The sequence below is a fragment of the Chryseobacterium sp. LAM-KRS1 genome, from assembly GCF_013184525.1.
GTDB classification, from domain to species: domain Bacteria; phylum Bacteroidota; class Bacteroidia; order Flavobacteriales; family Weeksellaceae; genus Chryseobacterium; species Chryseobacterium proteolyticum.
This window is the reverse complement of sequence record NZ_JAAOIZ010000003.1, coordinates 220,141-232,981: the sequence shown is the minus strand read 5'-3', so window position 1 is coordinate 232,981 and position 12,841 is coordinate 220,141. Positions and strand designations below refer to the sequence as shown.

General features: G+C 36.5%; 11 protein-coding genes and 1 other RNA gene. 6 read left to right on the top strand and 6 right to left on the bottom strand.

Annotation, left to right across the window (positions count from 1 at the left end; all coding sequences use genetic code 11):
* Positions 1–141 precede the first annotated feature (141 nt).
* Together G9C87_RS08535 and rimM are read left to right on the top strand one after the other, a co-directional pair.
* Positions 142–711: a 30S ribosomal protein S16 gene (locus G9C87_RS08535; protein ID WP_172280105.1), complete on the top strand. Its 570-nt coding sequence runs from the start codon at positions 142–144 to the stop codon at positions 709–711.
* 12 nt (positions 712–723) lie between these two features.
* On the top strand, positions 724–1,266 hold the full coding sequence (gene rimM, locus G9C87_RS08530; protein WP_172280103.1) for a ribosome maturation factor RimM: 543 nt from the start codon (positions 724–726) through the stop codon (positions 1,264–1,266).
* A gap of 11 nt (positions 1,267–1,277) precedes the next feature.
* On the opposite strand, the gene G9C87_RS08525 is transcribed toward rimM, so the two are convergent.
* Positions 1,278–1,400, bottom strand: coding sequence for an AraC family transcriptional regulator (locus tag G9C87_RS08525; RefSeq protein WP_172280101.1), 123 nt, complete (start codon positions 1,398–1,400; stop codon positions 1,278–1,280).
* A gap of 462 nt (positions 1,401–1,862) precedes the next feature.
* On the opposite strand from G9C87_RS08525, the gene asnS reads away from it, so the two are divergent.
* Positions 1,863–3,311 carry an asparagine--tRNA ligase gene (gene asnS / locus G9C87_RS08520; protein WP_172280099.1) on the top strand — a complete coding sequence of 483 codons (1,449 nt, stop codon included), beginning with the start codon at positions 1,863–1,865 and terminating at the stop codon, positions 3,309–3,311.
* Positions 3,312–3,469: 158 nt separating this feature from the next.
* Positions 3,470–4,933, top strand: a complete 1,464-nt coding sequence (rpoN, locus tag G9C87_RS08515; protein ID WP_172280097.1) for an RNA polymerase factor sigma-54 — start codon at positions 3,470–3,472, stop codon at positions 4,931–4,933.
* A 43-nt stretch (positions 4,934–4,976) separates the two neighbouring features.
* Here rpoN and G9C87_RS08510 read toward each other — a convergent pair whose 3' ends face one another.
* The 3 genes from G9C87_RS08510 to G9C87_RS08500 are packed head-to-tail and all read right to left on the bottom strand — an operon-like array spanning position 4,977 to position 7,820.
* Entirely contained in the window at positions 4,977–6,602 is a 1,626-nt protein-coding gene (locus tag G9C87_RS08510) for an AMP-binding protein (RefSeq protein WP_194304242.1), read from the bottom strand.
* A 59-nt stretch (positions 6,603–6,661) separates the two neighbouring features.
* Positions 6,662–7,336 (bottom strand): beta-carotene 15,15'-monooxygenase, encoded by a 675-nt coding sequence (locus tag G9C87_RS08505; RefSeq protein WP_172280095.1) that lies wholly within the window; start codon positions 7,334–7,336, stop codon positions 6,662–6,664.
* Complete coding sequence (locus G9C87_RS08500) at positions 7,329–7,820, bottom strand: RNA polymerase sigma factor (RefSeq protein WP_172280093.1); 492 nt, start codon at positions 7,818–7,820, stop codon at positions 7,329–7,331. The genes G9C87_RS08505 and G9C87_RS08500 overlap by 8 nt, the downstream gene beginning before the upstream one ends.
* A 214-nt stretch (positions 7,821–8,034) precedes the next feature.
* Here G9C87_RS08500 and rnpB point away from each other — a divergent pair.
* Positions 8,035–8,358: RNase P RNA component class A (gene rnpB, locus G9C87_RS08495), an RNA gene on the top strand.
* A gap of 130 nt (positions 8,359–8,488) precedes the next feature.
* Here rnpB and G9C87_RS08490 read toward each other — a convergent pair.
* A complete protein-coding gene (locus G9C87_RS08490; RefSeq protein WP_172280091.1) occupies positions 8,489–9,358 on the bottom strand; it encodes a PPK2 family polyphosphate kinase in 870 nt (289 codons plus the stop codon).
* A gap of 77 nt (positions 9,359–9,435) precedes the next feature.
* Positions 9,436–9,906, bottom strand: coding sequence for a DUF1573 domain-containing protein (locus G9C87_RS08485; protein WP_172280089.1), 471 nt, complete (start codon positions 9,904–9,906; stop codon positions 9,436–9,438).
* A 129-nt stretch (positions 9,907–10,035) separates the two neighbouring features.
* Between G9C87_RS08485 and G9C87_RS08480 the strand changes: the two genes are divergently transcribed.
* Entirely contained in the window at positions 10,036–12,651 is a 2,616-nt protein-coding gene (locus G9C87_RS08480) for a valine--tRNA ligase (protein ID WP_172280087.1), read from the top strand.
* The last annotated feature ends 190 nt before the right edge of the window (positions 12,652–12,841 follow it).

Genomic DNA, 12,841 nt, shown 5'->3' with positions numbered 1-12,841 from the left:
ATTGAATATGGCAATATTATATGTGATTTTATGTTGCTAAGCATATAAATTATTACATTTTTATTGATACATTAGAAATTTTATTTATCTTTGCACACTTAAATATTTAACTGGGACGAGTTCCCTTAAAATTCAAACATTATGTCAGTAAAAATCAGATTACAAAGACACGGTAAAAAAGGAAAACCTTTTTTCCACATCGTGGTTGCAGATGCTAGAGCTAGAAGAGACGGTAGATTCATCGAAAAACTAGGAACTTACAACCCAATTACTAACCCTGCAACAATTGATTTGAACGTTGATTCTGCTGTAAAGTGGTTAAACAACGGTGCTCAACCAACTGATACTGCAAGAGCTATCCTTTCTTACAAAGGAGTACTTTACAAAAAACACTTACAAGGTGGTGTTGCTAAAGGAGCTTTTGATGAGGCTGAGGCTGAAAAAAGATTTGCTGCTTGGGTAGATGCTAAAGAACAAAAAGTGCAAGGGAAAGTAGAAGGCTTATCTAAAGCTCAGGCTGATGCTAAAAAAGCTGCTTTAGAGGCTGAAGTTAAAGTAAATGAAGCTAGATTAGCTGCTGCTGCACAAGCTGAGGCTGATGCTAAAGCTGCTGAGGAAGCTGCTAACGCACCTGCTGAAGAAGTTGTTGCTGAAGAAACTGCAGAAGGAGAAGCTCCAGCTGCTGAAACTGAAGAAAACACTGAAGCTTAAGAAACACCTTGTATGCGTAAAGAAGATTGCTACTTTTTAGGTAAAATCACACGCAGACATGGCCTTGCGGGAAACGTTATCCTTAAATTGGATACCGATCAACCCGAACTTTACAATAAACTGGAATCAATATTCGTTGAAATCAACGGACTATTGGTTCCTTTTTTTATTGAAAAATCATCCTGGAGCAAGTCTGATGCTCTGAATATCGCATTTAGAAACTCTTCTGAAGCATTAGTGGATCAGTCATTGGGGAAAAGTGTATACTTACCGCTTGCTTCCCTTCCTAAACTCACCGGAAAACAATTTTATTACCACGAAGTAATTGGTTTTACTATTTTTGATGAACATGATAATGACTGTGGTGTTATTCGTTCAATCAATGATCAGACGGCTCAAACGTATTTTGTAACCAACCTGGATGGAAAAGAAGTTGTTATTCCTATCATTAAAGACTGGATTCTCGAAGTAAACAGAGAAGAAAGGTTTATTAAAATGCAATTGCCTGAAGGGCTTATTGATGTCTTTCTAGTTCCATCTAAGAAGGACGAGTAAAATATATTGCATTACTTATTTAAAAGATTTCTATATTTTAACGGGGTAACTCCCATGTTTTCCCTGAGGCAACGGATGAAATGGCTCTGATCAGAAAAACCGCATTCAAGAGCAATATCTGTTAGGGGATCCATAATTTCTATGAAGAAAATCAAGTGATTTATTTACTTTTAATTTTGGTTAAACCATCAAAATAAAGAGTTTGATTGGTTTGCCCGAAAATTCACCTTTACGAAGTGTGTTCATTATCATTTTTCTATTAAATTATTAATCGGCTCTTATATGGTATTTTACAATGCAATTGTTTAGAAACTATTAAATCATTGGCAAATATTTGAAAATTGATTTGATTGATCTAATCACTTAGTTACTTTCAAAGTGACGGTATGGTGTTGTTGAGCTTTTCCCCAGCACGGAAAATAAGCTATGGAAAACAAAGAATGAGGACTGTTTTTTTAATTAAAACCAGGTAAATAATAGATTTTATATTAAATAATGGGTCGGTGATTTTTTAAAGACGACGCAATCATCAACTTGCGCTGTTTTTTTGTAACTTTGCAGACATTAATTTTTATACGAAAATTTATAATCAACAAATGAAAAAGCAAACGATTAAAGAAATCCTACAGGATTACAAAAAGGTATTACATCATGACATTACGGTATACGGTTGGGTAAAAGCTTTCCGTTCAAATCGCTTTATAGCATTAAATGATGGATCTACAATTAATAATTTGCAAATAGTTGTTGATTTTGAAAATTTTGATGAGGCTCTTATTAATAAGATCAGTACAGCTTCTTCCCTAAAAGTGGTAGGAGAGGTTGTTGAAAGCCAGGGTGCAGGACAAACGGTAGAGATTATTGCTAAGAAGATTGTTATTTTAGGAGATAACTTTACGGAGGAGCTACAGACAACGATTCTTCAGCCAAAGAAACACAGTCTGGAAAAACTTCGTGAGCAGGCGCATTTAAGATTCAGAACCAATTTATTTGGGGCTGTATTCAGAGTACGTCATGCGGTAACTTTTGCTATTCATTCATTCTTTAACAAAAATCAGTTTTTCAACATTCATACACCGATCATTACAGGTGCAGATGCTGAAGGAGCGGGAGAGATGTTCGGGGTGACTGGTTTTGATCTGAATAATATTCCGAGAACAGAAGATGGAGCTATTGATTATAGTCAGGATTTCTTTGGAAAGCAAACCAATCTTACTGTTTCCGGACAGCTGGAAGGCGAAACTGCTGCAATGGGATTGGGAAGGATTTATACCTTCGGACCTACGTTCCGTGCTGAAAATTCAAATACTACCCGTCACCTTGCGGAATTCTGGATGGTAGAGCCAGAGGTTGCTTTTAACAACCTTGAAGATAACATTGATCTGGCAGAAGATTTCCTGAAATATGTGATCCAGTATGTATTGGATAACTGTAAAGATGATCTTGAATTTTTAGATAAAAGATTTGCCGAAGAACAAAAAGCTAAGCCTGAAAAGGAAAGAGCTAAAGAAGGTCTTATAGAAAAGCTTCAAAATGTAGTGGCTAAACGTTTTATGCGTGTAAGCTATACGGAAGCTATTGAAATATTATTGAATTCTAAAGAGAATAAGAAAGGAAAATTCCAGTTCCCAATCGAAAGCTGGGGGGCCGATCTCCAGTCTGAGCATGAAAGATTCCTGGTAGAGAAACATTTTGAAAGTCCAGTAGTTCTTTTTGATTATCCGAAAGATATCAAAGCATTCTACATGCGTTTGAATGATGATAACAAAACAGTAGGAGCAATGGATGTTCTTTTCCCTGGAATCGGAGAAATCATCGGAGGTTCTGAAAGAGAGGAAAGAATTGAAGTTCTTAGACAGAAAATGAAGGAAATGCATGTTGAGGAAGAAGAACTTTGGTGGTATATGGATACCAGAAAATTTGGTTCGGTACCTCACTCAGGATTTGGATTAGGTTTGGAAAGGCTTGTTCTTTTTGTAACAGGGATGACGAATATCAGAGACGTGATTCCTTTTCCAAGAACGCCGAAAAGTGCTGAATTCTAGATACAAAAAAAGCCTTAAATTCAATTTAAGGCTTTTTTATTTTTAATAATAGCTTATTATGTTAAATTATATAATGCAAAAATCATGCTAAATATGAAATTTTTAAAAAAAATTGATTAAATTCGTGGAATATCTTATGTTAAAACACAAAGAGTAATATGCTTAAACAACACTTACAACTCAAACTAGGACAAAAGTTGGCTCCTCAGCAGATCCAATTAATGAAGCTGATTCAACTTCATACTTTGGAATTTGAAGAGGAACTGGAAAGAGAGTTAGAAGAAAACCCAGCCCTGGAAATCGCAAAGGAGGAATCTAAAGAGGATGATTATGCTTCTCTTGAGGATTCTTATGAGAATGAAGGAAATGAAAGCATTGAAACTGATTTTGATGTGAATGAATATATCTATGATGATGAGCCAAGCTATAAAACTGCTTCGAGTAATTATTCTGCGGACGATGAGGAATTCGATAATGAAAGCCTTCTAACCGAGGGGCAGTCTCTATACGATTATCTATTGGAACAGATCCACCTGGCCAACATCAATCCTGAGGACATAAAAATTGCCGAGTATATCATTGGGAATCTGGATACCGATGGATACCTTAGAAGGGAGATCAAGTCTATTGTAGATGATCTTGCTTTCTCACAGGGTATTTATACAACTATAGAAAAGGCTGAAGATATTCTGGAAAATTATGTACAGAAACTGGACCCGCCGGGAGTAGGAGCTAGGGGATTACAGGAATGTCTTCTTCTGCAAATCGAGAAGAAAGTAAGTTCGGATAAAGCTGTTTCTTTAGCAGCTAATATTTTGAGACATCAGTTTGATGCTTTAACCAATAAGCATTATAATAAAATCATCCAGAAGTATGATATCGAAGAAGAAGATCTGAAAGATGCTCTGGAAGAAATTTCGAAACTATCTCCTAAAGTCGGAGGTAATTTTGATACGCAAACGATAACGATCAATCAGGAAATTATCCCGGATTTTGTAATTCAGGTGAAGGATGGAGTGGTTATTCCGATGCTTAATAGTAAGAATGCACCTACATTAAGGGTTTCTGAGGAGTATAAAGATATCCTTACCACCTATTCTCATGATAAAAACTCTTCGGAGCATAAACAAGCTGCATTATTTATCAAACAAAAGCTGGATGCAGCGAAATGGTATATTGATGCAATCAACCAGCGTCAGAATACCTTATTGCAGACGATTACGGCTATTGTAAAGTTTCAGAAGGAATATTTTATTACCGGAGATGAAAAATCTTTAAAACCGATGATTCTTAAAGATATTGCAGATATCACAGGTTTTGATATTTCTACGATTTCAAGAGTAGTAAAAAGTAAATATGCTGATACACCAAACGGGATTATTTATCTTAAAGACCTCTTTTCTGACAGTTTAACGAACGATGATGGAGAAGAAGTTTCTACTAAAGAAATTAAAACTCATCTTCAGGAAGTGATCAGTAAAGAAAATAAAAGAAAGCCTCTTACCGATGATGCCTTAGTGGTTATCTTAAAAGAACAGGGATATAATATTGCCCGAAGAACAATTGCAAAATACAGGGAACAACTTAACATTCCAGTTGCAAGATTAAGAAAAGAACTTTAAAAAATATAAATGCCCGGAGAGCCGGGCATTTTTTATGGTTATATTAATTGTTCCTTAAGTGGTCTAGTTTTAATTCTTTAACTGAGATTTCACGCATTTCAACCTTTCTTATTTTTCCTGAAATCGTCATTGGGAATTCTTCTACAAATTTCCAGTATTTAGGAATCTTGTAATGGGCAATCTTCCCTGTACAGTAGTTAAGAAGTTCATCTTCGGTTACATCAAAGCCATTCCTCACCTTCACCCATGCCATTACTTCTTCTCCGAACTTTTCGCTTGGAACACCTATAATCTGCACATCCAGGATGTTGGGATAGGTGTATAGAAAATCTTCAATTTCCTTTGGGGAAATATTTTCACCGCCACGGATAATGAGATCTTTTATTCTTCCGGAAATAGTAATATAACCTTCAGAATCCATTACAGCAAGGTCGCCGGTATGCATCCATCGGGCATCATCAATAACCTTTCTTGTATTTTCCGGATCATTCCAGTATTTGAGCATTACAGAGTATCCCCGGGTACAGAGTTCGCCATGCTCACCACGTTTCACCGTTCTGCCATTCTCATCTATGATTTTTATTTCAAGGTGATCCTGAACGGTACCCACGGTACTTACCTGTTTTTCCAAAGATGTTCCTATTAATGTCTGGGTTGAAACCGGTGAGGTTTCCGTCATTCCATAGCAAATACTCATTTCTTTGATATTCATAAGACTTTCCACCTTTTTCATGATTTCTGGTGGACATACAGACCCGGCCATAACTCCGGTTCTTAAATTAGAGAAATCAAATGTATTAAAATCTTTTACTGCCAATTCAGCGATAAACATGGTAGGAACTCCGTACAATGACGTGCATTTTTCATCAGAAACTACCTGTAGGGTAATGTCCGGATCAAAGCTCTCATTGGGAATTACAATACAGGCGCCATGTGCAGTGCAACAAATGTTTCCTATAACCATCCCAAAGCAATGATAAAAAGGTACTGGAATACAAACTCTATCCTTTTCTGAGTAATGCAACCGTATTCCGATAAAGTAACCATTATTCAGTATATTATGATGGGAAAGGGTAACTCCTTTGGGAAAACCGGTTGTACCGGATGTATATTGGATATTAACGGGATCATCAAATTCGATATTTTCTTCAAAATTTCGTAAGGTTTCATCGGAAACTGAATTTCCTTTTTCCAGAAACTGTTCCCAACTGTCGTCAAAGAAAATAGCACCGTCCAATGTAGGACATACTTCCTTTGCATATTCAACCATTTCTTTATAATTACTGGTCTTAAAGGATAAAGAAGAAAAGATAAAACGAACTTCTGACTGATTGAGAACGTATGTGAGTTCGTGAGTTCTGTATGCAGGATTTATATTCACTAAAATGCTGCCAATTCTTGCAGTAGCATATTGAAGCAGTACCCATTCATACCTGTTGGCAGACCAGATTCCTATCCTGTCACCAGATTTTGTGCCTAAGTGAATAAGAGCTTTAGCAACGGCTGTGGTCTGGTCATAAAATTCTTTGTAGCTTGCTCGATAGTTCTGCTGAACAGAAACTAAAGCTTCATGATCAGGGTATTTTTCAACTGTTCTTTTAAGGTTTTTACCGATTGTTTCTCCAAGTAAAGGAATATTTGAAGCTCCGGATACATAAGATAAAGCCATACAAAAAGATTTATTGATCTAAAATAACAAATAAATCCTAAGATAGCGCCTGGGAAAAGTTAATTTTCCAGGGAATCAATGTCTCTCAGCTGTGCAAGATTCTTATCGAGTTTTCTCATGATAATTCCATAAACGAGTCTGTAGTATAACCAGATCAGCAAAACACACAGTCCGGTACTCAATACAGTCCCTATGATGAAAATGATAACGGCCGAGTTGGCAGGTTCCACATTTTGAGAGTTTAACGCATAAAAAATAAAGATTGTAAAAATAGAAGTAAAAGCAACGAGTAAAACAATACTGATTAAAATAAAGGCATTAACCGTCTTCTTGAACTTAATAATTCGGGTAATAAGGCCTTTAAGGTTTTCTTCGATTTTTATTCTTCGATAATTCTGATAAAATTTATAGACAAAATAGGCGGTAACAAGTAAACTAAGAATCTTAAGGATCAGATATATCTTGTCAAAACTGTTTTCCACTTCGGGAGTTTTTCGAGCACCCAGTTTTTCTAAAACGTTGAGGAATCCATTGGTTTCTTCTCCCTGAAAGAAATAAAATAGCCCCATTACGGAGAAAAGTAAAAATTCAAAAACACTGATCCAGAAAATATATTTCACGTAGTTACGTGACTTTCTGTTGAGCATATTAAGAATCTCACTATTGTCGTATTTTTGCTGAACAGGCTGTTCCTGCCATGTTTTCTTAAAGCTGTCTAAATCAAAATCAGGCATATTTTTCCATCTGTTCTTTAAGGGTTTTCTTTAATCTGTTCATTTTCACACGGGCATTTACCTCAGTTATCCCGAGGTTTTCTGCGATATCCTTATAGGGCAAATCATCTAAATACATCATTACAATAGCTCTTTCTACATTAGGCAATGTCTTGATCACGGTGTATAGAAGTGAAATCTGCTGTTGTTTTTCATCATCATCCTCAATGAAGTCTTTATGATTGATGTCCAGCTCATTTGTAGGAAGGCTCTTGCTTTTTTTTCTGAAAAGGGTAATGGCTGTATTTAAGGCAACACGATACATCCATGTGGAGATCTTTGAGTTCCCTTTAAAGGAGTCATAGCTTCTCCAAAGCTGCAGGACAATTTCCTGAAAGAGATCTTCTTCATCTTCCAGAGAATTGGTATAAAGACGCGAAACTTTGATAATCAATCCCTGATTATCTTTTATGAGCTGCGCAAATTCTTTTTCTCTGGAAATCACAATTAGATGTATAACGGCACGAAGATAATAATAATGTGCTAATTAGTGAAGGGTTATGAATTATAAATTGCAAGTTTTGGTAATCGGCACTTACCATATACTTAAGCTTTATCGGATTGTTTGTCTTTGATTAAGAAAGCGTATTGTTCGGCAGGCTTATAAGTAATCGTCATAACATATAATGTAAAGCCTTTAATTCGTATCTTTGCGCCCACGAGAAAATCGGCCTGTTGATCTTTGTTTCGGCAAGGGTAGGAAAGTCCGGACACCATAGAGCAGCAAAGCGGATAACATCCGTCACCCGTGAGGGTAGGACAAGTGCAACAGAAAGCAAGTACAGTTCGGCTGTAGTGAAACCAGGTAAACTCTTTGCGGTGCAATGATAAGTATATCGGTTCTTTTCAGTAATGAAAATAGGAGTTGCTCGCTCTGAAAGCCGAGGGGTAATCAGCAAAAGTTTTGCAGCAATGTAAGACGCAGATAAATAACAGGCACTTCTCAGGAAGTACAAAATCCGGCTTATAGATTTTCTCGTGATTTTTTTAGATAACGAAATGACTATAAATAAAGCGGGGATTATTCCCCGCTTTTGTATTTCTGAGCCTGTTAAGATAATTAATGTCGACTTGAAAATATGAATTTTACAAGTTGAAGCATTGTTTATGATGCTATTCGTTCTCAAGGGCTTTTTTAGCATCAACAAGTCCTTTCTTGTCCTTATCAGAAAGTGCCGGATAGTTAAGGTCCATCTTTTCTAATGCATCAATAATGATCTGGATAGCGGCTACTCTTGCAAACCATTTATTGTCTGCAGGTAATACGTACCACGGAGCATAATCTTTTGAAGTCTCATTAATAGCCTGTTCATAAGCGCTCATATATTGATCAAACAATGCCCTTTCCGGAAGATCAGCAGCCGAGAACTTCCAGTTTTTTTCTTGCTCGTTAATTCTGTCCAGCAGCCTTTGCTTTTGTTCCTTTTTTGAAACATTTAAAAATATTTTAATGATTTTAGTTCCGTTCTGAGAGAGGTGTTTTTCGAAATTTCTTATACTCTCATATCTGTTTTCCCAGAATTTGGCGTCAAAATCTTTTACGGACTTCCATGTTTTTTCACTGAGGTTGTATTCCGGGTGCACCTTACAAACCAAAACACTTTCATAATGTGAACGGTTAAAGATTCCGATCATTCCTTTTTGAGGTAGTGCAATATAATGTCTCCATAAAAAATCATGGGCGTATTCCTTTGAACTTGGGGTTTTAAAACTTGTTACATTACAGCCCTGTGGATTTACTCCACCAAACACATGCTCAATAAGACTGTCTTTTCCTGCGGCATCCATCGCCTGTAAGATGATAAGGAGAGACTGGCTTCCATCCGCATACAACTTCTCCTGAAGGTTACGAAGTTTTTCTTTTTCTATAGCCAGCATTGCCTGTCCTTCTTGTTTAGTAAGAGGTCCCTTGTATTCCGTTGAGGTTTTTTTGATGGAAAATTTTCCTTTTACTTCAAAATCGTCTGAGAAATTGGTGTCCATAAATTATATATTTGAAATAAATGTAATAAAAAAACCGTCTACATGTAGACGGTTTTTTTATTTTTTCTGAGTAGAGCTTATTTTGCCGCAGCAACTTTTTTCGCTGCCTTAGCCGCTTTTTTAGCCGCTTTAGCATCTGCTGCAGTTTCAACCTTTGCAGGAGTAGCTGCAACTTCAGGAGCGTTAGCATCTACATTTCCTTTGATGTAAATTACACTTCTGCTGTTTGCCGGGTCATTAGAAAATACTTCAATCATTTTGTTGAATGGTCCGTTGATTGTCGTATTGTATCCAACTTTGATTTTAGCAGATTTTCCTGGCATTACAGGATCTGTACTAAATTCAGGAGTTGTACATCCACAAGAAGGTTTTACGTTAGAAATTACCAAAGGCTTATCACCTGTGTTAGTTACTGTAAAAAATCTTGTACCGTCTGCACTAGGCTTAATAGTACCATAATCGAAAGTGGTTTTATCAAAAGTAATAGTTTGTGCAGATGCAATAGCAAATGTTCCAAATAGTGCAATTCCTGCAATTAATTTTTTCATATTCTTGAATGTTAATATGTTTGTTTAGATAAACTTTAAGAAACAAAGTTAAAAATTATTTTAATTCATACTGAAAATTTTTTTTCTTTAAGCTATTTTTGCAAATTGTAAGCTAAAGAAATAGAATTTATGCAGATTTCAGAAAAGTATAATCCACAGGAAACAGAACAAAAATGGTACAACTACTGGTTGGAAAACAAGTTTTTCCATTCGGAGCCTAATGACAAGCCACCATATACCATCGTAATTCCTCCGCCAAACGTGACGGGGATCTTACACATGGGACATATGTTGAACAATACCATTCAGGATGTTCTGGTCCGCCGTGCAAGAATGCAGGGCTTTAATGCCTGCTGGGTTCCGGGAACAGATCACGCTTCAATTGCTACTGAGGCTAAAGTTGTTGCTAAACTGAAATCTGAGGGAGTCAATAAATCTGATATTACCCGTGAGGAGTTTTTAAAACATGCATGGGAATGGACTGACAAATATGGGGGAACCATCCTCGAACAGCTGAAGAAATTGGGTTGTTCATGCGACTGGGACAGAACCAGATTTACGATGGAGGATAAGCTTTCAGCGCAGGTAATTAAAAGTTTTGTTGATCTTTATAATAAAGGATTGATCTACAGAGGCTACAGAATGGTTAACTGGGATCCGGAAGCAAAAACGAACATATCTGATGAGGAAGTAATATTTAAAGAACAGAACGGGAAATTATATTTCCTGAAATATAAAATAGAAGGTTCCGAAGAATTCCTTTCTGTTGCGACGACGCGTCCTGAAACAATCTTTGGGGATACTGCTGTTTGTATCAATCCTAATGATGAAAGATATGCTCACCTGAAAGGTAAAAATGTGATCGTACCTATCGTGAACCGTGTGGTACCTATCATTGAAGATGAATATGTGGATATTGAATTTGGAACCGGTGCACTGAAAATTACTCCTGCTCACGATACCAATGACTACGAGATCGGGCAAAAACATCAGTTGAAAATGATTGATGCTTTAGATGATGATGGAAATCTTAATGAGCATGGATTACATTATGCCGGGAAAAACAGGTTTGAGGTAAGAAAACAGATTGCAAAAGAACTGGAAGAAAAAGATCTCCTTTTAAAAGCTGAGGATTATGTAAATAAGGTAGGTACTTCTGAAAGAACAGGAGCAGTGATCGAGCCTAAAATTTCTGTTCAATGGTTCCTGAAAATGTCTGAGCTTGCTCAGCCTGCTTTGGATGTAGTAATGGACGATGAAATTAAGTTTTATCCAGAAAAATTCAAAAATACCTATAAACATTGGATGGAAAACATCCGTGACTGGAATATTTCCCGCCAGCTTTGGTGGGGGCAGCAGATCCCTGCTTATTATTATGGAAGCGGAGATGAAGATTTTGTAGTTGCAGAAACAAAAGAAGAAGCTTTAGAATTAGCAAAACAAAAAACAGGGGACCAAAATCTTACAGCTGAAAACCTTACACAAGATCAGGATGCTTTAGATACCTGGTTCTCATCATGGTTATGGCCTATGTCTGTATTTGACGGGCTTCTTGATCCTGAAAATAAAGATATTCAGTATTATTATCCTACTTCTGATCTGGTAACAGGTCCGGATATTATTTTCTTCTGGGTAGCGAGAATGATCATGGCCGGATTAGAATATAAAAAGACAGTTCCTTTTAAAAACGTTTATTTTACCGGTATTGTTAGAGATAAGCAAAGAAGAAAGATGTCGAAATCTTTAGGAAACTCGCCGGATCCTTTGGAATTAATTGATAAATATGGTGCTGATGGTGTGCGTGTTGGAATCTTACTAAGTGCTGCTGCGGGAAATGATCTCCTTTTTGATGAAGATCTTATGCTTCAGGGGAGAAATTTCATGACCAAGATCTGGAGTGCTTTCCGATTAATCAATATGTGGAATCATGAAGATAAACCGGCTAACGTAACGGAAAACCAGACAATAGAGTGGTTCGAAAATAAATTGAACAAAGCGATTGCTGAAATTAATGATCAGTTTGAGAAATTCAGAATTTCTGATGCTTTGCATTTGGTTTATAAGTTAATCTGGGATGATTTCTGTTCGTGGTACCTGGAGGCTATCAAACCTAATTATGGTGAAGGGATTTCGAGAGAAGTATACGAAAAGACTATTTATTTCTTTGAAGAATTAATGAAATTACTTCATCCTTTTATGCCATTCCTTACGGAAGAATTATGGCAGACGATTTCGGAAAGAAGTATAGAGGAAGCGTTGATTATCTCTCAGCAGAAAAAAGCAGGAGAATTTAATGAGACTATTATCAAAAACTTTGAAATGGCTCAGGAACTTATTTCAGGAGTTAGAAACTATCGCCAGACGAAGGGGATTTCTCCTAAAGAGGCAGCTGAAATTTATACGGGTTCTTCAGAGTTTGCCAATGAAGCTGTTATCAGAAAACTGGCGAATATTTCAGGCATTTATTTTGGTGAAAAAACAAATAAACCAAGTTTTACATTCCTGGTAGGTTCTACCGAAGTGTCCATTCCATTGAGCGAAAACCTGGATCTTGCTGAAGAGAAAACAAAAACAGAAGACGAAATAAAGTATTTGAAAGGATTTTTAATTTCTGTAGAAAAAAAGCTCTCCAACGAAAAATTTGTTGCCAATGCTAAAGCAGAAGTTGTAGAAGCGGAGCGTAAGAAACAGAAAGATGCACAGGATAAAATTGCTATTTTGGAAGAGAAGCTGAAGAGCTTATAAATCTTTTGGCACTTATCTTGAAATAAAACAAATATCAATCCGGACAATCCCGGAAACTATATCCATAAAAGAAGACCAGTTTAACTTGTCTTCTTTTGTGAATTTAATACAATAGTTCAGACATAATATCTGAAGAGCAGATGAGCTGCCAAAATAACTTGTAAGCGGATCAGCTCATCACCAATAAATA